Annotated in this window: 17 protein-coding genes and 1 riboswitch; of the genes, 10 read left to right on the top strand and 7 right to left on the bottom strand. The window is 59.1% G+C overall.

Annotated features, from left to right (window positions below; translation table 11 throughout):
- Nucleotides 1-5 precede the first annotated feature (5 nt).
- Entirely contained in the window at nucleotides 6-1,454 is a 1,449-nt protein-coding gene (locus ACN080_RS00230; RefSeq protein WP_419112741.1) for a TY-Chap domain-containing protein, read from the bottom strand.
- Nucleotides 1,455-1,736: 282 nt separating this feature from the next.
- Here ACN080_RS00230 and ACN080_RS00235 point away from each other — a divergent pair, with 282 nt between their 5' ends.
- Nucleotides 1,737-4,100, top strand: coding sequence for a Tex family protein (locus ACN080_RS00235; RefSeq protein WP_419112742.1), 2,364 nt, complete (start codon nucleotides 1,737-1,739; stop codon nucleotides 4,098-4,100).
- A gap of 100 nt (nucleotides 4,101-4,200) precedes the next feature.
- Nucleotides 4,201-5,040 (top strand): aldo/keto reductase, encoded by an 840-nt coding sequence (locus ACN080_RS00240; RefSeq protein WP_419104366.1) that lies wholly within the window; start codon nucleotides 4,201-4,203, stop codon nucleotides 5,038-5,040.
- Between the two features lie 99 nt (nucleotides 5,041-5,139).
- Here ACN080_RS00240 and ACN080_RS00245 read toward each other — a convergent pair whose 3' ends face one another.
- Nucleotides 5,140-6,453, bottom strand: coding sequence for an MFS transporter (locus ACN080_RS00245; RefSeq protein ID WP_419112743.1), 1,314 nt, complete (start codon nucleotides 6,451-6,453; stop codon nucleotides 5,140-5,142).
- A 103-nt stretch (nucleotides 6,454-6,556) separates the two neighbouring features.
- The gene (locus ACN080_RS00250) at nucleotides 6,557-10,243 is read right to left on the bottom strand and encodes an SNF2-related protein (protein WP_419112744.1); all 3,687 of its coding nucleotides are present in this window, start codon (nucleotides 10,241-10,243) and stop codon (nucleotides 6,557-6,559) included.
- A gap of 154 nt (nucleotides 10,244-10,397) precedes the next feature.
- A riboswitch (SAM riboswitch) is annotated at nucleotides 10,398-10,524 on the top strand.
- Between the two features lie 35 nt (nucleotides 10,525-10,559).
- Here ACN080_RS00250 and ACN080_RS00255 point away from each other — a divergent pair.
- Nucleotides 10,560-10,760, top strand: a complete 201-nt coding sequence (locus tag ACN080_RS00255) for a nuclease PIN (RefSeq protein ID WP_419104369.1) — start codon at nucleotides 10,560-10,562, stop codon at nucleotides 10,758-10,760.
- Nucleotides 10,757-11,188, top strand: a complete 432-nt coding sequence (locus ACN080_RS00260) for a plasmid stabilization protein (protein ID WP_419112745.1) — start codon at nucleotides 10,757-10,759, stop codon at nucleotides 11,186-11,188. The genes ACN080_RS00255 and ACN080_RS00260 overlap by 4 nt, the downstream gene beginning before the upstream one ends.
- A 30-nt stretch (nucleotides 11,189-11,218) precedes the next feature.
- Here the strand turns inward: ACN080_RS00260 and ACN080_RS00265 are convergent, their stop codons facing one another.
- On the bottom strand, nucleotides 11,219-11,992 hold the full coding sequence (locus tag ACN080_RS00265) for an SDR family NAD(P)-dependent oxidoreductase (RefSeq protein ID WP_419099948.1): 774 nt from the start codon (nucleotides 11,990-11,992) through the stop codon (nucleotides 11,219-11,221).
- A gap of 163 nt (nucleotides 11,993-12,155) precedes the next feature.
- Between ACN080_RS00265 and ACN080_RS00270 the strand changes: the two genes are divergently transcribed.
- Complete coding sequence (locus tag ACN080_RS00270) at nucleotides 12,156-13,877, top strand: DUF6350 family protein (RefSeq protein ID WP_419112746.1); 1,722 nt, start codon at nucleotides 12,156-12,158, stop codon at nucleotides 13,875-13,877.
- 81 nt (nucleotides 13,878-13,958) lie between these two features.
- Here ACN080_RS00270 and ACN080_RS00275 read toward each other — a convergent pair whose 3' ends face one another.
- Nucleotides 13,959-14,366, bottom strand: coding sequence for a hypothetical protein (locus ACN080_RS00275; RefSeq protein ID WP_419099946.1), 408 nt, complete (start codon nucleotides 14,364-14,366; stop codon nucleotides 13,959-13,961).
- Nucleotides 14,367-14,491: 125 nt separating this feature from the next.
- Here ACN080_RS00275 and purN point away from each other — a divergent pair, with 125 nt between their 5' ends.
- A complete protein-coding gene (purN, locus tag ACN080_RS00280) occupies nucleotides 14,492-15,061 on the top strand; it encodes a phosphoribosylglycinamide formyltransferase (RefSeq protein ID WP_419099945.1) in 570 nt (189 codons plus the stop codon).
- 116 nt (nucleotides 15,062-15,177) lie between these two features.
- The gene (purH, locus tag ACN080_RS00285; protein WP_419112538.1) at nucleotides 15,178-16,785 is read left to right on the top strand and encodes a bifunctional phosphoribosylaminoimidazolecarboxamide formyltransferase/IMP cyclohydrolase; all 1,608 of its coding nucleotides are present in this window, start codon (nucleotides 15,178-15,180) and stop codon (nucleotides 16,783-16,785) included.
- 195 nt (nucleotides 16,786-16,980) lie between these two features.
- On the opposite strand, the gene ACN080_RS00290 is transcribed toward purH, so the two are convergent.
- Nucleotides 16,981-18,699 (bottom strand): substrate-binding domain-containing protein, encoded by a 1,719-nt coding sequence (locus ACN080_RS00290; RefSeq protein WP_419112747.1) that lies wholly within the window; start codon nucleotides 18,697-18,699, stop codon nucleotides 16,981-16,983.
- 729 nt (nucleotides 18,700-19,428) lie between these two features.
- Between ACN080_RS00290 and glyA the strand changes: the two genes are divergently transcribed.
- Complete coding sequence (glyA, locus tag ACN080_RS00295) at nucleotides 19,429-20,712, top strand: serine hydroxymethyltransferase (RefSeq protein WP_419112748.1); 1,284 nt, start codon at nucleotides 19,429-19,431, stop codon at nucleotides 20,710-20,712.
- Nucleotides 20,713-20,714: 2 nt separating this feature from the next.
- Entirely contained in the window at nucleotides 20,715-21,599 is an 885-nt protein-coding gene (locus ACN080_RS00300; protein ID WP_419099941.1) for a bifunctional methylenetetrahydrofolate dehydrogenase/methenyltetrahydrofolate cyclohydrolase, read from the top strand.
- Between the two features lie 84 nt (nucleotides 21,600-21,683).
- Here the strand turns inward: ACN080_RS00300 and ACN080_RS00305 are convergent, their stop codons facing one another.
- Entirely contained in the window at nucleotides 21,684-22,409 is a 726-nt protein-coding gene (locus ACN080_RS00305) for a GntR family transcriptional regulator (RefSeq protein ID WP_419112749.1), read from the bottom strand.
- A gap of 71 nt (nucleotides 22,410-22,480) precedes the next feature.
- Here ACN080_RS00305 and ACN080_RS00310 point away from each other — a divergent pair, with 71 nt between their 5' ends.
- Entirely contained in the window at nucleotides 22,481-22,933 is a 453-nt protein-coding gene (locus ACN080_RS00310; RefSeq protein WP_419111246.1) for a hypothetical protein, read from the top strand.
- Nucleotides 22,934-22,944 lie beyond the last annotated feature (11 nt).

The following is a 22,944-nucleotide window of genomic DNA, read 5'->3' on the forward strand; positions in this document are numbered from 1 at the left end:
GAGCTTTAGCTAAAGTCCTCGACCACAACGTAGCCTTGGCCTGTTACCGGCACCATGGGGATAGACCCGGTGCCAGGGTGGGCGGCATCTACGGTGGCGCTACCGGTGGGGTCATCAGACTGGTAGTAGTCAGGCTGGCCGCACCCCATGCCCATGCGCATGGCGCTAATAATTCCATCGGCGGCGTCGGTCACAGAGAGGAAGTTCCGGGTCCAGCGACCTGAGCCCGTGGGGGCGGTCCAGCCCCGGTTGAGCAGGGCTTGGGTGTCGAGCTGAACCAGGACTGTCTCAAACTCGTCGGGTGAGGTGAGTTCACAGAAATAGCCAGCCGGTGAGCGCAGGATATTGACGTAGCTGGTGTAGTCACCGGTTTCTACAACCTCCGGTGAGATGTAGTAAAGGCGTAGGGACAGGTTCCAGGGGAGCTCTTCAAGGCGCTGACGCATGACATCGGTGAGTTCCTGCCAGGCACGGGCTATCTGTTCATCGTCGGTGAGAGGCTTGGGCCGGACAACGCCGATTCCCTGCGCCTGGATATCTTTGATTTTGAGGGAGCCTGTGGGCGTAGAAGCCTGCTGATGCCCTCCACCGGCGGGTATGCTGGCGGCCGCGCTGCTCAGGGCATCACTAATCATCTGGCGGCCTACCTGTAGGGCCCGGTTCCAAGAGTCATATTTGGCGCGGACAGCACCCAGGTGAGGCACCCGGCCAGTACGGGCGGGGTCTTCGGCCCAGCTACCGTAGAGCAGGACGGAGGGTTTACGGTCGTAGCGGATGCAGTAGCTGAGGAAATCGCCCAGGGTATTGCGGAAGGTGCGTTCGCTCAGGCTCGTTGCGGCCAGTTTGAGCCCGTGGGAGTCCGCATGCGGCGGGCAGATGCCGACTTTGAGCAGAGCCCTGCTCCAGGAACGGTTGCCCAGGCGGTCTTCGATGAGAGCGCGAGAGGGCGGCCAGGCGAAGTCGTCCCGAGAGATGTAATCAACTTCTGCCGGTAGGTTGACTACAAAATCGTCGTAAGTCTGCTCATCGAGCTCGGTGTAGGGGTGCTCTGCCATGTATTTGAGAGCGGCACCGATGCGGCCCACCACCTCGGCGATCACCTGAGCGGGTACTGAGAAAGATTCCAGCATGCGGGGCAGGTCCTGGACGATGGTGGGGTCAAGGCCCGTCGCGGCGTACTCGTAGTCAGCTTCTAGGTCGTAGGTGATAGCAACCGCGTACCAGAGGGCTGAAGCCATCAGCACATTGGTGTGAATCTGCTCTTTGCGGCCCTCAAAGACCCAGCGGCCCGAGTTGATAGCGCGTTCTAGCAGCTCACGGTCAATGCTGGGGTAAAGAACAACGATCCGGCTAAAGGCCTCAGATGCAGTCCACCCCATACGGGCGAGGCCGGTTAGCAAGGAGCCATAATTCTCGCAGAAGTCGGCGTATTCGAAATCGGTTGCATCTGGCACGTGGTTCTCCAAAGCAAAGGGGACGGGTGAACTGGAGGGGGAAGAAACCTGTAGCTGAGGCTAGGCCATAGATATATGAGATCCTGAGTCCCCTGACACCACTTTAGGTGGCTGGGCACCTGTCTGACCACCATAGGCCCAACTGTTACAGACAAATAAGCTCATTATGACTCTCGAACCTGCCATGGTACAAGGCGGTGCCTTGGCCGGTCAGCACGGTATAAATAGCCCGCCTAGCGGCATAGGTTCTGGGCACTCTGTCTTAATGAGAAACTAGAAACTATGACAAGAGCAGGTGAGGCAGAACTTTCCCCCATTGAGCAGCGGATTGCCCAGGAGCTGGGCGTCCGGCCAGAGCAGGTGATAGCGGCTCTTGCCCTGCTCGATGACGGCGCTACCGTCCCCTTTATCGCCCGCTACCGCAAGGAAGCGACCGGTGGGTTAGACGATACCCAGCTTCGTACCCTTGCTGAGCGGTTGCGTTACCTGCGCGAGCTGGAAGAGCGCCGGGTAGCCATCGTCAATAGCCTGCACGAGCGGGCTGTCCTGACCGAGGAACTAGCCCGGGCCTTGGCGCTGGCACCGACAAAGAACGAGCTAGAAGCCCTCTACGCCCCGCACAAGACCAAGCGCAAGACCCTGGCTTACCTAGCACGCGAAGCTGGCCTGGACTCTCTGGTGGAGGACCTGCTAGAAGTACCCTTTGCCCCCACCGCAGATATTGCCGATGCCTACGTTGAGCCGGAGCTTGCAGACGCTAAACCCGGAACCGTAGAAGCCACCGTCGCCTCCGTTGAGAATGCCCTGGAGGGTGCCCGTGCTCTGCTCATTGAACAGGCCGTGAGCGACCCCACCCTGGCAGAGACCCTGCGCCAGCGCTTTACTCGCAGGGGTGTGATTACCTCCCGGCTCATTGCTGGACAGCAGGAAACCGGCGCTAAGTTCAGTGACTACTTTGAGTTCAACGAAGAAATCCGGCGGATCCCCTCCCACCGGGTGCTGGCCCTGTTCCGTGCGGAGAAAGCCGGGGCCGTCAAAGTCAATATCGATGTAGATGTTCTGCCCCCGCCCAAGAGCCAGCTCAAGGGTGCGGCCCGCGAAGCCGCCGAGATCCTGTCCGAGGAATACGAGCGCGAGCGCGGCTGGTACGAACGCACCGTAGCTGAGGCCCTGGGCATTGGTGCCCAGGTACTCAACACTGTCTCGGATGAGCAGATGGTGCTGGGCTGGCTGGCCAAGACGGTGCGGCTGGCCTGGCGGCAACGACTGCTCCCGCGTCTTGCCAGCCAGGTGCGTACTCAGCTCTTTGAGCAGGCCGAGAAGGATGCCATTGCCGTCTTTGCCTCTAACCTGCGCGATGTTCTGCTAGCCGCCCCGGCCGGTTCCCGCCCCACCCTGGGACTGGACCCCGGCCTGCGGACCGGGGTTAAAGTGGCCGTGGTGGGCGCTACCGGCCAGGTGCTGGAGACCGCCGTGATCTACCCGCATGCCCCCCGCAACCAGTGGGAGACCGCCCTGACCACCCTGGAAGAACTGGTGACCCGGCACTCAGTAGAGTTGGTTGCGGTGGGTAACGGCACAGCCAGCCGGGAAACCGATAAGCTGGCCGGCCAGCTCATTCAAGGCCTGACCGCCGCCGGGCACCGGGGCGTTCAAAAGGTCGTGGTCTCCGAAGCCGGGGCGTCAGTCTATTCCGCCTCAGAACTGGCCTCGCGTGAACTGCCCGGGTTAGACGTCTCCTTGCGCGGAGCCGTCTCCATCGCCCGCCGCCTGCAAGACCCCCTGGCCGAGCTGGTCAAAATTGACCCCCAATCCATTGGCGTGGGCCAGTACCAGCACGACGTCACCCCGGCAGCCCTGACGCGCTCACTAGATGCTGTGGTAGAGGACTGCGTGAACGCGGTAGGCGTGCTGGTCAATTCTGCCTCCCCGGCTCTTTTGGCGCGGGTAGCTGGCCTCAATAAGACGATTGCCGAGAATATTGTGGCCTACCGGACCGAGCACGGCCCTTTCACCTGCCGCCGTGACCTGCTCAATGTACCCCGCCTGGGGCCTAAAGCCTACGAGCAGGCCGCTGGTTTTGTGCGCATTGTGGGTGGGAGCGAAGCGCTGGATGCCTCCGGGGTTCACCCCGAGTCCTACCCGCTGGCCCGCACCATCGTGCAGGCCGCCGGTGGCTTGGACGGTAGCCGGGTGCCCTCAAAAGCCCTCAGTCAGCTTGACCCCCGTAACTTTGTGACCGAGAGCGTGGGCCTGCCCACCGTTACCGATATCTTTGCTGAACTTAGCGCCCCCGGGCGCGACCCCCGCCCCTGCTTCCGCACCGCCGCCTTTGCTGAGGGCGTGGAAAACATCAAGGACCTGGCCCCGGGCATGATTTTGGAGGGCACCGTCTCGAACGTGGCTGCTTTCGGTGCTTTCGTGGATATTGGGGTTCACCAGGACGGGCTGATTCACGTGTCGCAGATGAGCGAAAACTTTGTCTCAGACCCGCACACCATCGTCCACTCGGGGCAGATTGTGCAGGTGCGGGTGGTGGAGGCTGACCCTCAGCGCCGCCGTATTTCGCTTTCCCTGCTTCTGGAAGATACCCGATCGGCTCATCGTGGGCGGGGCGCCCAGCACAAAGGTAAAAAACGTCCCTGAGCCTAAGATCTGGTTCACCACTACCGAACACTACTAGCCGGGAGCCAGATCACGGGCATACAGTGGGAGGTAGCCAACCCCCCGCGAAAGGATACCTTCCATGACTTCTGCACCCCGTCTAAGCTTTAACGACGGCAAGACCATTCCCCAGCTAGGCTACGGTGTCTGGCAGGTAGAGAACGACGTAGCCGAAAAGGTGGTGGGCCTGGCCTTGGAAGCCGGTTACCGTCACATCGACACCGCCAAAATCTACGGGAACGAAGAAGGCACCGGCAAGGCTATCGCGGCTTCCGGTCTTGCCCGCGAGGAAGTTTTTGTGACCACCAAGGTCTGGAACGACGAGCAGGGCTACGAGCAGGCTATGACCGCTGTGGAGGCATCCCTGGAACGTCTGGGCACCGACTATGTTGACCTGCTCCTGATTCACTGGGCTAAGCCTTCTCAGGGCCTCTACGTGGAGACCTGGAAGGCCCTGATCGAGCTTCAGAAGCAGGGTAGGGCTAAGTCGATTGGTGTGTCCAACTTCCCCGAAGAACAGCTCCGCGAGATTATCGCCGAGACCGGGGTGACCCCGGCGATTCACCAGATTGAATTGCACCCCTACTTTGCCCAGGAGCGCTTGCGCCAGGTGCACGCAGAGCTGGGGATTATCACCCAGGCCTGGAGCCCGCTGGGTATGGGTAACCGTTCTGGCCTGCTGGAAAACCCTGTCATTGGTCAAATCGCTCAGGCTCACGGCGCAACCCCGGCGCAGGTTATCCTGGCCTGGCATCGTGCTCACGGCATTGTGGCTATCCCTAAATCTGTGACCCCCGAGCGTATTGTCTCTAACTTTGAGTCACTGAAGGTCACTCTTACCGATGATGACATCACCGCCATTGATGCGCTCTCTTCTGCCGAGGGACGCATCGGCCCCGACCCGGCAACCATCGACTTCTAAATCGGCCCGTTACATCTAACACCCGCCCTTTCTCTCTTGCCCCCGGTGTATAAGTCCGGGGGCAAGAGATAAAGGGCGGGTGTTTGTTAGACCGCTGGGCTAGACGGAGGGAATTTGCCGGGTATCAGGGACCGGCTCAGGCACATAGCGCCATAGGGCCGGCACACGCACCGTCGCCAGGGCAATCGTGATAATCACCAGAGCACCACCCATAACCGCCGTCAGTGGGGCACCCATAGCCTCAGCCGCAAACCCCACCCCAGCGGTGCCCAACTGGGGGCCACCGACCACGGTAATAATGAAGAGCCCCTGCATCCGGCCTCGAATATGGTCGGGGGCAGCCGTCTGAATAATGGTAGAACGGTAGACCCCGCCCAGGGCATCGGCCCAGCCCATAAAAGCAAGAGCAAGCCCCGCCAGCGAAAGTCTCAGGAGGCTCTCGCGCACCGAGGCCCCCTGCCCCTGGCCGTCAAAAACCCAGGCAATTAGACCGAAAGCGGTAAAGCCCAGCCCCCAGCCCGCATAGCTCAGAGTCAAAAAGCGGCCCTGGCGCGAGAGGTCTTTGAGGAAACCCGAGAAGGCAATACCTGTGAGAGCCCCGATAGGGCCAGCCGCCAGCAGGAACCCTGCCCCTATCTCACCGCCACCAAAGGACAGGGCCGCAAGCGCCGGAATAATAGGGCGGGCCTGGGCAAAGAACATACCCAAAAGATCCACGAGGAAGGACATGCCCACCACCTGGTTACCGCGCACAAAACGCAGGCCCTCAGCAATGGACGACAGGCCGCCGCGCCGTGGTTGCTCGGCGGTGCCCTCAGGCTTCATGGCCGGGAGCCGGTAGAGCGCCCAGATACCCACCGTCATAGCCAGAACATTAATGGAATAAGTCAGCTGATAGCCCAGAGTCGCCACCAGAACACCACCAAGAATGGGGCCCAGGCTCATGCCCAGAGTACCCACCGACATCATGAGAGTATTGGCCGCTGGCAGTAGGCGGGGCTTGACCAGCCGGGGAATAATGGCACCGCGAGCTGCCTGGTTAATGGGCTGAAACAGGGATTCGGCGGCAATCAGAGCATAGAGCACCCAGACCGAGTGGATATTGAGCCAGGAATGAGCGGCCATGAGCGCGGTCAGCACCCACATGCTCAGCGTCGCGGCCAGGGCCACCTTGCGCCGATCATAGGTATCAGCAATAACCCCGCCGTAGAGGCCACCCAGAACAAGCGGCACCAGCGCCACCAGGCCAACCGCTCCTACTGCCGCCGCCGATGAGGTCAGCGCGTAGATTTCCAGCGAGATAGCAACACCGGTAATGGAGTACCCCACGGTGGAGAAAATACCGCCCAACCAGATTCGCCTCAAGGCAGGGGAGTAGCTCAGAGGGGTCAGATCCATCAGCAGTTTAGCCACCCCTTATTCTCCTTTCGTACCCTTGTCCTGGTTCCAGATACACAGTTTCCTGCTAAACACGCGCGGTACCCCCGCATCTGGAAGGAAAGCCCGCACCGGTTACCTAGCTTGTGGGTTCCGCGTCGGTAAGCAGGTCCCTGATTTGTGCCGCCGTGAGCTGGGAGGAAAAGAAGGCACCCTCATCAACAACAGCATCAAAGAGGGCGGCCTTGGACTCTTTGAGTTCCATGACCTTCTCCTCAATCGTCCCTGCGGAAACCAGGCGGTAAACCATAACGTTCTTAGTCTGCCCGATGCGGTGGACCCGGTCCACAGCCTGCTGTTCGGCGGCGGGGTTCCACCAGGGGTCCATGATGAAGCAGTAATCGGCGGTGGTCAGGTTAAGCCCAAAGCCACCAGCCTTGAGCGAAATGAGGAAGACCGGGGCGGCGCCCTCTTCAAAGGACCGCAGGAGCTCGCCCCGGTTGCGGGTTGAGCCGTCCAAGTAGAGGTAGGGGATGCCCAACTCTGCGAGGCGGTCGGCAATCTTGCGCAGGTAGCCGGTGAACTGGCTAAAAATGAGGGCCCGGTGCCCGTCGTGAATGATCTCGGGCAGGTTCTCTGCCAGGTAGTCCAGCTTGGATGAGTCCACCTGAGCGTACTTTTCGGGGTCAATCAGTGAGGCATCGAGCGCCAAACGGCGCAGGGTGGTGAGGGACTGGAAGATAGTAAAACGGTTCTTGTCCATATCCTGTAGCAGGCCCAGAATCTTCTGTCGCTCCCGTTGCAGGTGGGTGTCGTAGGCCTTGCGGTGAGCCGGGGCCAGTGGGACGTCAATGCGGGTGTCTGTCTTCTCAGGTAGGTCAGCGGCCACTACTTCCTTGGTGCGCCGTTTCATGAGTGGGCGGATCCGGCGGCGCAGGCGGCCCAGAGCTTTAGTTTCCTCGCCCGATTCGATGGGAGTAGCGTAGGAATCTTTAAAAGCGCGGGCGGAGGGGAAGAGCCCCGGCGCGGTAATGGAGAACATGGACCACAGTTCCATGAGGTTGTTTTCCATGGGGGTACCGGTGACCGCAATTTTGACGCGGGCCGGTAAGTCGCGGGCAGCCTGGTGGGCCTTGGTCTTGGCATTCTTAACGAACTGGGCCTCGTCGAGTATCAGTCCGTTCCAGGGCTGGGCGGTACCGAGAGAGTAGTAGCTTTCCTCATCGAGTCTAAAGAGGGCGTAGCTGGTCACCGCAACCTGCGCCCCGGCAATGGTCTTTTCCAGGGGGCGTTTGGATTTACGGACAGATTCCTCGACTCCTACCACGGTCAGCGAGGGCGCAAACTTCTTAATCTCCCGTACCCAGTTGGGTACAACGGAGGTGGGAGCAACTACCAGGAAAGGTGCCATCTGCTCCCGGCGCTCGCTGGCTTGTTCGGCGGCGTGCACAAAGAGCGCAATGGTTTGCAGTGTCTTGCCCAGGCCCATATCATCGGCTAGCACGCCACCCAAGGACTGCTCCCACAGGAAAGTAAGCCACTGGTAGCCCTCTACCTGGTAGGGGCGCAGGGTGGTGTGCAGGCAGGCGGGTACTTCCGCCAGACGGTGGTGTTCGAGGTTAAGCAGGGCGCTGACCTGCTCGTCCCAGGCGGTGACGGTGTGGGTTTCGGCGGCGAGTTCTTCGAGTTCTTCCCACAGGCCTACCTGGTGGCGGTTGATTTCCAGGGGTCCTGTCTTATCGGTGAGCTGCTGGGCTTCACGGAGCAAGTCTTGTAATTTCATGAACTCGGGCCGGTCCAGGGCAAAGTACTGGCCGTTGCCCAGGAGCAGGTGGGTCTGGTTTTTAGCCAGAGCGGCCAGGATGTCGGCAAAGCCTACAGTCCATTCACCGACCTTGATGGCGATACCCAGCCCGAACCAGTCTCGGCGGCGGGTGTCATCAACGGTCACAACAATGTCTGGGGCCTGGTCGAGTTCCTTGAACTCTGGCTGTGGCCCCCGGACCTGAACCCTGACCCCGTCAATCTTCTGGTAGGCGGGTAGGTAGGTTTCGAGCAGGGTTCGGGTGTCCCAGTTTTCGATGATGTGCTTGGTAAAGGGCACACCGGGGCGGATTCGCTTGACGTCTTTGAGTACTCGATATTCGTGGGCTGTGTCGCGGATATCGGCGCGGTCTTCCCCGGGGTAGCCCAGGGCATCGAGCACGATGGTTTCGTCGTCGGTGCCGGTGGGGTTGGCGGGGTACTCCCAGTGCCAGGCGGTGCTGGCTCTAAAGGGCGGGCCGGGTTCACTAAAAGTGATGGTCAGAACCAGGGAGGGGGTGCGTACTGTGGGGAGCTCCAGCTTTTCGGAGGTGGTCGCTACCGGCAGGGCGCGGGTGAGGGCGGGGTAGAAGTCAGAGAAAAAGGCCGGTAGGTCTTTGGAAGGAACGGTGACCGGTTGACTGGACATCAGGGATTCGGCGACGGCATCGAGCGGTTCGTCCAGCGGAATAAGGACTAGCTCGGCTTCTGGGCTGAGCCAGCGAGGGCGGTGCTGGTGGGGCACGGGTGCCTGGTGGGCCTGTTGAGTTTCTGGCTGGCCGGTGTGAATGGGGGCGCTTTCCTCCACATGGGCTAGTGCCGAGGGCAGGGCGGAGTCCCAGCGGGCGGCGGCGGCAGCTTCTACGTAATTAGCTTGGGCACTCCCACCCAGGGCGATTAAGCCCTGCCGGTTGGTGCCCATCTTGTGGGTGTAGCTTGCCGGAATGGTGTAGGAGCCCCAGCGGAGCAGGGGAGTGAGTTGGAGGGCGTCCTGGGAGCTGCCGCGTTCGGGGACGGGCGTGAGTTCCAGTTCTACCTGCGGGGTGTCGGCAATGACCAGCCCGGTTTCTTTGCCGTGGAGCAGAATGGGCAGGTTGATATCGTCGGCGGCCCGGAGCATCTGCCAGAGTAGGGATGAATCTACGGTGGAAAGCGATGCCCAGTCGCGGTGGGAGGTGTATATGGATTGGGAGCCGCGAATGACGGCGTAGAACTCGTTGAACCAGGTGGCGTGCTCAGCTAGCAGTCCGGTTCCGGCGGAGCCCGCGGCGTTTCCCGAGAACTTTTCCCAGCTTAGCCCGCCTTTAATCCAGCGGTCACGGGCACCCATCATCAGGGGGCGAGCTTCAATGGTGATGCGGGGTGAGCCGCTGCTTTTGGTCCAGCCATATTTGCCGGGGACGGTCAGGCGCAGGTCAAGGGCACCGGATACTCCGTGGTTGCGGTTGTCGTAGCCGGGGCGGGCGGCTAGGGAATGGGCCAGGGTACGCCGCCAGGTGGGTAGGGCGCTCTGGTCCGGGGTGCTGTCGGCGGGAGCAGGTTGCTCAAGGGGCAGGCTGTCTTGGGGGGCAGCCAGAGATGAGGCGGTGGTGATGCCAAATTTTTCGAGTTCCCGCATGGCTTCTGCGCTGGGTCGGGTGCGGCCGCTCTCAGTAGCGCGGGTGGTCCAGGTGCTTGATGAGGCCGTGAGCGCCCGCTTGGCTTTGGCTGAACGGTCGATGGCGGTCAGCATGAGCGCCACAGCGTGCTTGCAATTGTGGAGCACGGGGCAGGAACAGGTGGCAGAAAAGGAGTAGGAGCCTGCCGCAACTTGGGCCGGGAAAGTGATTCGGGTGCTGTAGGGCTGGGCTGTTGAGCCTGCTACCTGGCCTTCGAGAACCCGTTCGTTTTCGTCGTAGTGGTAGCGGATAACGCTCCCTTTCCGCATAGCGCCCTGCCCCCGGGTGTAGGTGCCTGAGCCCACCTGCCGAATAATGGCGGGTGCTGTGACTGGGATGTCGGGAAATGGTGCTGAATCTGCCACAAAAAACCTCACGCGTGCGGAGTAAATAGACCTAGTCTTCTAGCGTATCGCACGCTGATGAAAGCTGGCACCAGAAGATGAGAGGGAGGTCACGTTTTAAAAAATCTGGGCAAGAGTTTACAGGTGCCTGCGGTGTGAGTTATGGTTATACCAGCTTCAAGAGATTCAACTGTCAAGCTCCGACTTGGTTGAACGCCAACCCCATGTTCACGGGTGGCTCGGATGACGAAGCGGTCTTCATCGCGCATATTGGCGCTGTTTGGTGTAGACAAGAGCAAGTTTCGAAAGGAATGCGCACCTTAAGCGCAACGGCGATATGTCAAACACCCGCCCCCATGTCACTCTTCAAAAGAACAGGTCTGCAGCTGCTACGCCTGCCTGCGGTGGTTTTGTCGCTATCAGTATTCAGGACTATGCGCGTATCTCGAATGAGCGCAGTGAGTTCCTTAACTTCCTTCTGGCTCCTAACCCCAGCGGTATCCCAGCCCCTGAGTACGGTGCGCTGAAAGTTGCATGAGCCACGTCGGTCTGCTCCTTGATTCTGATGTCCTTGCCGAGATTCGCAAGGCTACCCCTCACCAGCAGGTTGTGAACTGCCTGCGCCGGAACTCCTACCGCACCATGTACGTCTCGGTGCTAAGCCTGGGCGAGCTTAAAGGGCTCTACCCCTACCCGGAGACTGAACGGTGGCTGGCTGAGCTGATTGACCGGTTTGGTGACCACCTCCTTGAGGTGGACACGCGGGTGTCTTTGGAGTGGGCTGGTCGTCATGCTGAGAGGCCCTTGCAGGCGGTGGGCTCTGAGTGCCCGGCTCCCCTGGCAAGGGCCGCTTTGGAGGGGCTGATGGCGGCCACAGCGACCGTGCACCGGCTTGAGATTATTTCGGGGAAAGCCGATGTCTACCGCACCTGGGGGGTTAGCGCTGTTAACCCTTGGGAGGACTAAGCAGGGAAGAGCACCCCCAGCCTGTGGATTCTAATAGTTCCGTGTGCGGGAAATCAGCGCCGCCACTGCCCTGCGGGGGATAATCTGCGAGATACCCGCTGCTACCTTATAGGGCAGGGAGGGCACACAGACCGGTTTACCGGCATTGACCGCAGCTATGGCTTCGGTAACTACCTGCTGGGGGCTGAGCCAGAATACGCCCGGCACTTTGGGCTGTTCTTGCCCCATGGCATGATGAAAATCCGAGCGGGTCAGGCCCGGGCAGAGGGCGGTTACATCAATACCTCGGTCCCGGTACTGGATATTTGCTGACTCTGAGACAACTACCATAAACCGTTTGACTGCTGAGTAGGTGCCACCTGGTGTAAAGGCCGCCACCGATGCGACATTGATAATGCGGCCCCTGCCCCTTGGGAGCATGGCGCGGATTGCGGCGTGCATGAGCTGAAGGGGGACAGCTGCCAGGACCTGCACCTGATCCAGATGCCGCTGGGCGGGGGCCTCCTCAAAAGGCTGGCCCAAACCGAAGCCCGCATTATTGACCAAAATTTCCACCGGGCGCTTAGCCTGAGCTAGCCGGTCAACGAGTTTTTGAACGTCACCGGAAACCAGTAGGTCCGCGGGGATGACCTCAACCTCTACCCTGTAGGTTGAGCGGAGCTGGCCAGCCAGATTTTCTAGGGTCTTCTCCCTACGCGCGGTCAGCACCAGGTTATAGCCCGCTGCGGCGTACTGCCGGGCGAACTCGGCGCCGATGCCGGCAGAAGCGCCGGTGACCAAAACATAGGTGTTCTCGATACTCATAGGGACACTCTACTCCCCGGCAATATCGTCCGTTGTCTGCCGTGGTTGAGGTTATTTTCACCGCACCTAGTATTCTTACGGTTCGTGACCAGGCGTAGAGACAGGAAACATGACATGATGAAAGGCGATGAATACCACCGTGCACCCCAAAAGAACCTTTCCCATGCCCCTGTGGCTTCAGGGCGCCGTTGAACTTGCTCTGGTTGCCCTGGTCTCCTATATCACCGTTGGGCTCATGCTCACAGCGGTCTGGTACACCAACGGTTTTAATACCGATACCGTTGCCGGCGCCCTGTCCGTGGCGGGCCATATCTGGTTGCTGGTCCACGGTGTCCCCCTGAATATGAACATACCCGCGCAGGGTAGCTTTTCGGCGGTGTCTGGGACGATGAGCCTGGTCCCACTGGGCCTCACTCTTATTCCGCTGGCCCTGTGCTACAGGTCGGGTCGCAGGCTGGCCCGTGCTAGCTACGAGGGCCAGTTTTGGGAACCTCTTGTAGGTGGCATGGTGGCCTACTCGCTGGTGAGCGCCGGCATCAGCCTGATATCTACCGATGACTATTTCACCACCTCACCGGTGCTTGCGGCTATCATTCCCCTGTGGGTGACTGCCCTGGGTATTCTTGCCGGGGGCTTTGCTGAGTCGCGGTCCCTAGCTGCCATGATTGGTGTGGATGCCGCCGACTGGGTCAAGAAGTTTAGCCAGTACTCACGCTGGGCCGGATCCTATATTTGGGCTATGGTTCGGGCTTCCCTGGTGGGGGTTATGGCTTATGTTGCCGGTGGTTCTTTGCTCCTTGTGACCAGTCTTTTTGTGCACTGGGACAAGGTGGTGGGCCTTTACCAGGCTTTGCACTCCGGGGCAGTGGGCGGATTTGCCCTGACGCTCCTACAGCTAGGTTTGCTCCTGAACCTGGTGATTTACTCTATGGCCTGGAGCTCCGGCGCGGGCTTCTCCCTGGGCGTGGGGACCTCCGTAGGCCCCACCGGCACCAGCGTGGGCATCATGCCCTCCCTCCCCGTACTGGGCGCTCTTCCGCATACCGCTGAACCCTGGGGCTACATCGGGTTGGCGGTGCCCCTGATTGCAGGTGCTGTGGGTGGCTGGTGGTTCTTCCGCGAGGGAGAAAACCACTTTGATGAGTGGCTTTCTCTTAAGATTCGCTTCCGCTGGATCTCCTGGCCGCTGTCCACCCTGGGCCTTGCCGCGCTTGCCTTTATTCCCTCCTTTATTCTTCTCTTCCTTCTGGGCTGGGCCGCTCACGGTTCCCTGGGGCTTGGTCGCTTTACCGAGGTCGGGCCTTCACCCCTGCTGTTCGGCGCTTGCGGTGCCCTTCTGCTGGTACTGGGTCTGATAATCGGCCTGGGCTTGGCTCATCTGCTGGTCCGTGATAGCAGCCTTGAACTGGAGCGATTTGCCGACCAGAAGCCCACCCGTGCCCAGAAGAAGCAGGCTAAGGCCGAAGCCAAGGCCAAGCGTGTCGCTGAACGGGCAGAAAAGAAAAAAGCCGCGGCAGCGGTCAGCGATCAGGGTGAGAAGGATGAATACCCGGCGGGTGAGGAAGAGGAAGCTTCAGAAAACAGTCCTGAGACCGAACCAAACCTAGCCCATTCGAACTCCCCGATGGACGCTCCCCGAGAACAGACCGATAGGGCAGATAAAGACTTAGCCGATGCTGAGCCTGAAACAGAGCCCGAAACGGACGACGAAGAAACAGAAAAAACTGATTCTGAGGCAGAGGCCCCTAAGAGCTTGGCCGATGCTGAAGAAAGGCAGGCGGAACCTACTAAGAAGTCCGCCCCCGTGGTCAAACGCCCTAAGTCCTTGCGCCGCCGTTGGAATCAGCAGCTTCAAGATCAAGCTGAGGAAGAACCCAAATTATAAGCGCATCAGCAGAATCTCTGCTCAAGAAGCCCCAGACCGCACACCGCGGGGCGGGGCTTCTCATACGGTGCCCAGGTGAGGCTAGTTACCCATCATCTGCTTGAAGAGTCCGTCGCTCATTTCTTGAGCACACTCCTGCTGGCGGGTAATCGTCAAAGCCCCTTGCAGACATTCTGAATAGGCAGAAGAGGCATCGGAAAAAATCAGCTGGAGACCGGCCCCAAAACTGAGGAAGAGGGACCAGAGCACAATCATGACCATGAGCATGATGGAGAACCCCGGGAAACGCACCTTAACCATTTTGACCAGGGTCGTGATAGCACAGGCTACGGTCAGTAGCGCTAAGAGCAAGGTCGCAACAGCTAGGGTACCAGCAAAATAGGTGGTACCGACCGTAGCAACTATCAGGAGGAAGGAAGAACGCGACCACACCTTGACTGATTCAAGGGCTGATTCGGAGTAGGGGGAAACCTGCTGATTCTCTGACATAAGCACCACTGTACAACCTCAGTGGACTTCATAGAATTTCAGAGGAGGATAGAACCCACTCATCCTGGCTGATTATCATGGACATGCCTCCATCGTTAGCCGTGGCGTGCGATACACTGGTGTTCATGCGCATTGTGGTGATGGTGTCCGGCTCGGGCACAAATTTACAGTCCATTCTTGACTCCCTTGCAGATGGTCAGCTAACCGCCGATATTGTGGCGGTAGGAGCCGATAAGCCCTGCCTCGGCATAGAACGAGCACAGGGCGCCGGGATTGAAACTTTCCTCCTAGAACCTGCGGACTTCTCCACCCGCGCTGACTGGAACCGGGCGCTGGAAGAAAAAATAGCGAGCTACGCCCCCGACTACATTGTTTTTGCCGGCTTCATGCGGATCGTCGATGCTCAGCTCGTGGAACGCTTCACCGGGCGCATCATTAATACCCACCCGGCTCTGCTACCGTCCTTCCCAGGAGCCCACGGCGTGCGTGACGCCCTGGCCCACGGGGTCAAGATCAGCGGCGTGACCGTACACCTGGTCGATGCGGGAGTTGATACCGGCCCTATCCTGGCCCAGGCCGCCGTTCCCCTTCTTGACGGTGACACCGAAGAGAGCCTGCACGAACGTATCAAAGTGCAAGAACGCCAACTCCTGGTAGCCACCATAGCCTCCCTGGCGCAAGAGCCCACCGCCTAACCCTAGTTATAGCCCCACCCGGGGCTGGGCCTAGGGTCGGGGCTCCAGATAAAGCGACTCACACTCAGGTAACAACCTGCCGGTCCCCTCGCCGGCATACGAAACGGAGAAGATCTGTGAGTCTCATTAAGCTTGACCGCCTACCCCTCAAACGCGCCCTCATCTCTGTCTATGACAAGACAGGGCTAGAAGACCTGGCTCGTGGCCTACACGAAGCTGGGGTAGCCCTAGTCTCCACCGGTTCAACAGCCGCCACCATCGCCGCCGCCGGAGTGCCCGTCACTGAGGTTTCCGATATCACCGGGTTCCCCGAATGTCTTGAAGGCCGCGTGAAGACCCTGCACCCCCGCATCCACGCCGGTATCCTGGCAGACCGCCGCAAGCAAGAGCACATTGACACCCTGACAGAAATGGACATTGAGCCTTTTGACCTGGTGGTTGTCAACCTCTACCCCTTCGTCGATACCGTGGCCTCAGGCGCTGACCAGGACGCCATCATCGAAAAGATTGATATCGGGGGCCCCTCCATGGTGCGTGCCGCAGCTAAGAACCACGACGCTGTAGCGGTCGTTGTTAACCCGGCCTCTTACGGTGCTGTTCTTGAAGCCGCCCAGAAGGGTGGCTTCAACCTGGCAGAACGCCGCCGCCTGGCCTCAGCCGCTTTCGCCCACACCGCCGCCTACGACACCGCCGTAGCCACCTGGACTGCCGCCCAGTTCGAAAAAGACGGGGAGGCCAACTACTGGCCCCCCTTCGCCGGTCTCTCCTTCGAGCGCAGTGAGTCCCTGCGCTATGGTGAAAACCCCCACCAGGCCGCAGCACTCTACGTTGATCCCACCGCAGCACCCGGTATCGCCCAGGCAGAGCTACTTGGCGGCAAAGCCATGAGCTACAACAACTACGTGGACGGCGATGCCGCCCTACGCGCCGCCTACGACTTCGAGGAACCCGCTGTAGCCATCATCAAGCACAACAACCCCTGCGGTATTGCCGTCGGTGCCGCCAAGGCCGCCGACCCCATTGCTGACGCTCACGCCAAGGCCCATGCCTGCGACCCGCTCTCCGCCTACGGCGGCGTCATTGCCGCCAACCGTGAAGTCACCGCCGCAATGGCCCAAACCGTCAAGGGTATCTTCACCGAGGTCATTATCGCCCCCTCATACTCCACCGAAGCCCTGGAGATTCTACAGAGCAAGAAGAACCTGCGTATCCTCCAGCTCCCTGCAGACTTTGCCCGCGACAGCATCGAGTACCGCCAAATCTCCGGCGGCGCTCTTCTGCAGGATGCCGACCGTCTACAGGCCGAAGGCGATGACCCCGCCAACTGGCAGCTGGTTGCCGGCCAAGCCGCTGATCCTCAGACCCTGGCAGACCTCGCCTTCGCCTGGAAAGCCCTACGCTCCGCCAAATCCAACGCAATCCTGCTCGCCCAGGACGGTGCCGCGGTCGGCATCGGTATGGGACAGGTTAATCGCGTAGACTCCTGCCGCCTCTCCGTAGAACGTGCCAACACCCTAGCCCCAGGCCAAGAACGTGCCCGCGGCTCCGTAGCGGCTTCTGACGCTTTCTTTCCCTTCGCAGACGGCCTTCAGGTCCTTCTTAACGCCGGTATCCGCGCTCTTGTCCAGCCTGGTGGCTCCATCCGCGATGAAGAAGTCATCCAAGCCGCCCAAGAAGCTGGAGTGAGCATGTACTTTACCGGTGCACGCCACTTCTTCCACTAAAAACTTTCCTCGGGAGGCGTGCACCGATTACGGGCAGAATTTTCATCTTCGCTCGCTCAGAATTCTGCCCTCCATCACGCCACTTCTTCCACCAAACCCCAACCCAACACACACAAAAGTCCCGCCCCACGATGAATCGTAGGGCGGGACTCTGAATCAACGGAATACCGGAACAAAAACTACCCGGCTGATACCTTAATGCTGTTGAGCAGCAGCGGCCTCACTAGCGGCGTCAGAGATGCCGGTTAGAGCTTCAGCGAAAATACGCTGAATATCGGTGGGCGATGATGCGATGTGAGCCTCACCGCCAACACTCCGAGCAATGGTTGTCAGAGCGTTCATATCAGCCTCTTCCGAAATGCCAATCAGAATCACAAACACAGGGTTTTCAGGATCCTGCTCAGCCTGGATAGTGCTAATGAGCTCTTCCTGGCTAATCGAATCTGGATCAACGTTCTTGCCATCGGTCAGCATAATGACTGCGTTAACAGAGCCGGGCTGGTAGTTAGCCTTGGCAGAACGGAAAGTTGCCAGCAAGGTATCGTTCAGAGCGGTCTGGTCATCGGGGTTAATGGTAGCTGCAATACCAGCACCAGCCTCCTGAAGCAACTCACGCTGAGTCTTGCCGTCAACGGTTTCTTCAAGGCCGCGAACAGGGACCAGCTCTTCATAGTCCGAGACCTTACCATCAGCGGTTGTAATGTTGCGGGAGAACTTCCACAGGCCCATAGAGTCACGGGCCGGGAAGAGCTGAGAACCAGCCAGCACTGACTCAACGGTAATATCCATGCGGGTCTTATCAGTACCAGCTACTTTATCGAGCATGGAGCCGGAAGCATCCAGCACAACCAGTGCGTTCAGGGGAGCGGACTGCAAGGAGTAGGAAGTCCACATCTGGCCCAGGGTTTCCTTGTTACTAGGAACAAGCGCCTTGTAGTCACCGACGTTCTTATCGTTGTTAACAACTGTGCCCTCAGCGGTGCGCAGACCGGCCTGTGCCAGAGCCTGCTTGCCCTCTTCGCTGGACATGAACTTAACGATCTGCTGGGCTGCCTCATCAACGGTGGTGTTGGTGCTAGAGGATGCCTGGTAGAGGGGATAATCCAGGGTAAAAGAGCCGTCACCGGGGACGGTAGCCTTAAGGCCTGAGTCGCTGTGCGATGCGGCGTAGGTTGCGTAATCAGCTTCGCTGACAACCACTGCGTCTTTGCTGCCGCTGTCAACAGCCTCAAGGAGCTCAGAAGCGTTCTGCGCTGGTTCGTCAACCCCAATAGACTGCGCGCGCAGGGCGCTACCGCTAGTGAGGTCTTCAAGACTGACAGTGCCGCTAGAAGCTTCGGAGATACCGCCCATGAGCGCAGAGAAAGCGCCTGCTTCTACCTTAGGATCGCCCATGCCAACGGCGTCCTGGGCCTTGAGGACATCAAGCCAGTTGGAGTAGGTAGTGTCTTTCTCGGATACAAGAACACCGGGGCTCTTGGCCAGAGATTCAGCAATGGGGGTTAGCTCTGTTTTGGCTTCGGCCATGGCGAGCTGGGCACGGACGCTGGAATCGGGAATCCACAGGTTGGTTGAGGCGGACTCACCGGCTACTTCGGTCACGATGTTGCTAGCGGTCTTCGTGGTGGTGATATCGAGGGTTACGCAGGTGTCCTCATCAACCGGCATGGATTTAAGTGCGGTTGCCATGGCATCAGTAGTAGCAACAGTTACAGACTGTGTGGTGGAGCAAGCTGCAGGGACGGCCTGCCCGCTGGGGGTTGAAGGGGTCTTATCGCCGGTCATGTTGACGTAGGCGATAGCACCGCCACTGAGCAGGATAATTGCGGCTGCGCCAGTTGCGATCCACTTGCGGCTGGCCTTCTTCTGTTGTTCAAGGCGCTGTTGGCGACGTGATTTTGGAGCTTCGGTCACGATTGTGAGGCCTCTTCCCTAATGCATGAGTGATGGGTGACGAGATGGGGGTATCCAGGTGTGCGCTACCCGGTAACTCTCCTGTGTAGTAACTGGAACAGGTAACTACGGCTAGTTCGCCCTCTAGTCTAGCAAGAAAGCGGTTTGCGGGGGGCTTTCTTCGGGGCAAGCAGCTTGTCTGATTTAAGATGGATGGGTGCCCAAGGTTAGCGAAGAGTAGATTCCTTGCCGGCGATCCAAAAGGTAGCGCAGGAGCAACTTACAGACCTGAGGAAGAGGATTCTTGAGAGCTACCGGGGCTGGGTCGCAACCGAACTTAAGATCACCGAGTCAGGACGTGAGAGCTGGCTTTCCCCATAGGGTCGGCTGTGCTGGCTGTTGTGACCGGCTTCCTTGTGCAGGCGGCGACCGTCACAGATTTTGATCCTGATAGCTACTTTGAGTTCGCGCGAACAATCCTCAAGCAGGCGTAAAAGCGGGGCTTATGGCATCGGCTCCCCTTGGATGCACCACACACTTATCTCTCTGTGATTTTAGATACACTGTCTGGGTGGACGTGTAGAGAAAAAATCTCATATGTGAAGAGATATGCCCTGCATCACCTAGAGGTAATTTACACTTTAAAGGTGATGGCTCCCCAAGGTGGGTGAGTCCCCAAATATCGGACTTTGAGCGGTACCAAGTCCGCACAAAAGGAAAACCTCGATCCACCCTAGTCAAGGAAGTGGCATGACCAACCTTTCACCCAACGTCACCAACCTACCCCTGGCCGAAGTCGACCCCGAAGTCGCTCAGGCTATTGCCCAGGAGCAGAGCCGCCAGCAGAACACCCTCGAGATGATTGCCTCCGAGAACTTTGCCCCCCGCGCTATTCTTCAAGCTCAAGGCTCTGTACTGACCAACAAGTACGCTGAAGGCTACCCCGGCCGCCGTTACTACGGCGGCTGTGAATTTGTGGACGTCCTTGAACAGCTCGCTATCGACCGGGCCAAGGCTCTCTTTGGTGCTGAGCACGCGAACGTCCAGCCCCACTCCGGTGCTCAGGCCAATAACGCTGTCATGCATGCCCTGCTGAATCCCGGCGACAAAATTATGGGGCTGTCCCTGGCGCACGGTGGTCACCTAACCCACGGCATGAAACTGAACGTATCGGGCAAGCTTTATCAGGTTGTTGCCTACGGTGTAGATGAAGAAACCGGTCGGGTCAGCATGGACGAAGTTCGTGAGCTGGCGCTGGCTGAGAAGCCTAAGCTCATCATTGCGGGCTGGTCTGCTTATACCCGTCAGCTTGATTTTGCGGCTTTCCGTGCGATCGCCGATGAGATTGGTGCCTATCTCTGGGTGGATATGGCTCACTTCGCTGGCCTGGTCGCCGCTGGCTTACACCCCAACCCGGTACCTCACGCTCACGTTGTGTCCTCAACCGTACATAAGACCCTGGCTGGCCCCCGCTCAGGTTTCATCATGTGCGTTGAAGACCTCAAGAAAAAGATTGATTCGGCTGTCTTCCCCGGCCAGCAGGGCGGCCCGCTCATGCACGCTATTGCCGGTAAGGCAACAGCTTTCAAGATTGCTGCCTCCGATGATTTCAAGGACCGTCAGGCTCGTACCTTAGAGGGTGCAAAGATTCTGGCTGACCGCCTCAACCAGTCAGATATGGCCGAAGCCGGTGTAAAGGTTATCTCCGGTGGCACCGACGTTCACCTGGTTCTGGTGGACCTGCGCGATGCCCAGATTAACGGTCGTGAAGCTGAAGATCTGCTCCACGAAGCCGGTATTACTGTCAACCGTAACGCTGTGCCCAATGACCCCCGCCCGCCCATGGTGACCTCCGGCCTGCGCATCGGTACTCCCGCGCTGGCAACTCGTGGCTTTAATTCCGAGGCCTTTACTGAAGTCGCCGATATTATTGCTGAGACTCTTAAGCCCGGTGTCGATGTGGCCTCCCAGCGTGCTCGCGTGACCGCTCTGTGCGAGAAGTTCCCGCTCTACTCCGGTATTGAGGAGTGGTAGGAGTGCCTCAGATTCTTGACGGGGTTGCCACAGCGGCCCAGATTAAGAGTGAGCTGGCCCAGCGCGTTGCCAAGCTCAAGGAAGAGGGGATTACCCCGGGGCTTGCCACCGTGTTAGTTGGCGATGACCCGGCCTCCCGTTCCTATGTGGGCGGTAAGCACCGCGACTGTGCCGAGGTGGGTATTGCCTCTATCCGTGTTGAACTCCCCGAGGATATCAGCCAGGATGAGCTAGAGGCCGAGCTGGATAAGCTCAATGCCGACCCGGCTTGTACCGGCTATATCGTGCAGCTACCCCTGCCCCGGCACCTAGATACCAACCGGGTTCTTGAGAAAATTGCTCCCGAGAAGGACGCCGACGGCCTTCACCCCATGAACCTGGGTCGCCTGGTTTTGAATGTGGGTGAGCCTCTGAACTCGCCTTTGCCCTGCACTCCCAACGGCGTGATTGAGTTGGTAGAGCGTCACGGTATCTCCTGGAAGGGCAAGAAGGTTGCTGTGCTGGGGCGCGGTATTACTGTGGGCCGCCCCCTGAGTCTGCTCCTGACACGCAAGGATGTAAACTCCACGGCTACCCTGGTTCACACCGGTACCGAGGATGTGAGTGAGGCCCTGCGCCAGGCTGACATTATTGTGGCGGCCGTGGGTCTTGCTCATGTGGTGACAGCGGACCAGGTCAAGGAGGGTGCTGTCCTCCTGGACGTTGGTGTTTCCCGCGTAGAAGATACCGAAACCGGTAAGAAGAAGCTGACCGGTGATATCTCTCCCGAGGCCACCGCTAAGTCGAGCTGGTATTCGCCGAATCCTGGCGGTGTTGGTCCTATGACCCGCGCTATGTTGCTGGTGAATGTGGTAGAGACCGCTGAGCGTTTGGCTGAAACCGCTTAGGGGTCACCAAGCAAAACGGGGCCGTTACTTCCTGGAGGGGAGGAGCGGCCCCGGTTCTTTTATCGGGGGATGAGTTAGGGTGCCTCAGCGGTGGGTTTGCCTGCGGTGGAGCTGGAACTCGTAGTCGTAGCGGTCACCCCGGTAGAGGGTGTGGGTGCTTTCAACGGCCAGGCCTCGGGCGGTGTAGCCTACCTTGTCTACTCGCAGGGCTGCCGCTCCCTGGGGTACACCTAGGTGGTGGGCTTCTGCCTGGGTGAGGTTGGTGGCGGTGACTTTGACCTGGGCTGTTTCTACTTGGTAGCCGCTGGCCCGCATTTGGGCATCGAGCGAAGTGGAGGCTTCGGGTTGCATTTGGGAAAAGGCTTCGGGCAGGAAGTAGGCTGTTTCGAGGGCGATGGGCGAGCCGTCAGCTTGCCGGAGCCTGCTAATTTCGATGACTTTGCTGTCTGGGTTGAGGGCTAGGTCTCTTTGGACGTGCAGGGGAGCTATGACCAGGTGGCAGGAGAGCGTCAGTGAGTGCGGGGTATGCCCTCTGGTGAGCATGTCTTGGGTGAAGGGGCGTAGCAATGGCGCTCGTGATGGTGATTCTTGGGGGGCGACAAAGGTACCTGATCCCTGAATGTTGTAGACCAGTTGCCGGTCGATGAGCTCTCGGATAGCTCGGCGTACGGTATCGCGGGAGACACCGAGGCGGTCTTGAAGCTCTCTTTCGGTGGGAAGAGGGGAGTGTGGCTGAGTATAGGTGAGGTAGCGGTCGCAGATATGACGGGCCACTGCCTGGTATTTGGTTTCTCTGGCACTTACCATCATGCTCACCACTTTACGCGGTGGGACTAGTCTAAGGTTCACTGCGACCGCATTCCTTTGACATAATGGGAACCATGCAATATAACGGCTTAGAAAAAACAGCTCAAGAACAGAACACCAAGACCGTCTTGATTGGTGCTGCTATCGGTATGGGTATTTTAGTTGTCCTGCTGGTGTGGGCGATTATTCAGTCTGCTCATGAGGCCTCGGCGCTGGGTTGGATTCTGGCCGGTATTATCGCTGCCTGGCTCGGTATTGCTGTTTATCTACTGGTGAATGTTAACCGTACGCTTGCTGCCCAGCGCCGCGCCTATGAGGGTCATGCTGTCCAGCGCGCTGAATATGAGGCTGATGTGCATACCGAGAAACTGGCGCATTCTTTCCAGATTTGTTTGGTGCAGTCCAAGGTGATTGCTGAGCAGTTGGATGTGAACGATGAAAATTCTCGTGACATGATCAATCGTGCCTTGGACACCATTAATTTCACCGCGAAGAACGGTATGGAGCTGGCCCGCGAAGGCTCCTAATCTCTCCCTCA

This window comes from Rothia sp. CCM 9416 (genome assembly GCF_048513535.1).
GTDB lineage: Bacteria > Actinomycetota > Actinomycetes > Actinomycetales > Micrococcaceae > Rothia.

What these genes read in the sequence shown, in the direction of transcription:
- ACN080_RS00235 (WP_419112742.1), top strand. Translation starts at nt 1,737, where the DNA reads ATGACAAGAGCAGGTGAGGCAGAACTTTCCCCCATTGAGCAGCGGATT.
- ACN080_RS00240 (WP_419104366.1), top strand. Translation starts at nt 4,201, where the DNA reads ATGACTTCTGCACCCCGTCTAAGCTTTAACGACGGCAAGACCATTCCC.
- ACN080_RS00255 (WP_419104369.1), top strand. Translation starts at nt 10,560, where the DNA reads ATGTCAAACACCCGCCCCCATGTCACTCTTCAAAAGAACAGGTCTGCA.
- ACN080_RS00260 (WP_419112745.1), top strand. Translation starts at nt 10,757, where the DNA reads ATGAGCCACGTCGGTCTGCTCCTTGATTCTGATGTCCTTGCCGAGATT.
- ACN080_RS00265 (WP_419099948.1), bottom strand. Translation starts at nt 11,992, where the DNA reads ATGAGTATCGAGAACACCTATGTTTTGGTCACCGGCGCTTCTGCCGGC.
- ACN080_RS00270 (WP_419112746.1), top strand. Translation starts at nt 12,156, where the DNA reads ATGCCCCTGTGGCTTCAGGGCGCCGTTGAACTTGCTCTGGTTGCCCTG.
- ACN080_RS00275 (WP_419099946.1), bottom strand. Translation starts at nt 14,366, where the DNA reads ATGTCAGAGAATCAGCAGGTTTCCCCCTACTCCGAATCAGCCCTTGAA.
- purN (WP_419099945.1), top strand. Translation starts at nt 14,492, where the DNA reads ATGCGCATTGTGGTGATGGTGTCCGGCTCGGGCACAAATTTACAGTCC.
- glyA (WP_419112748.1), top strand. Translation starts at nt 19,429, where the DNA reads ATGACCAACCTTTCACCCAACGTCACCAACCTACCCCTGGCCGAAGTC.
- ACN080_RS00305 (WP_419112749.1), bottom strand. Translation starts at nt 22,409, where the DNA reads ATGATGGTAAGTGCCAGAGAAACCAAATACCAGGCAGTGGCCCGTCAT.
- ACN080_RS00310 (WP_419111246.1), top strand. Translation starts at nt 22,481, where the DNA reads ATGCAATATAACGGCTTAGAAAAAACAGCTCAAGAACAGAACACCAAG.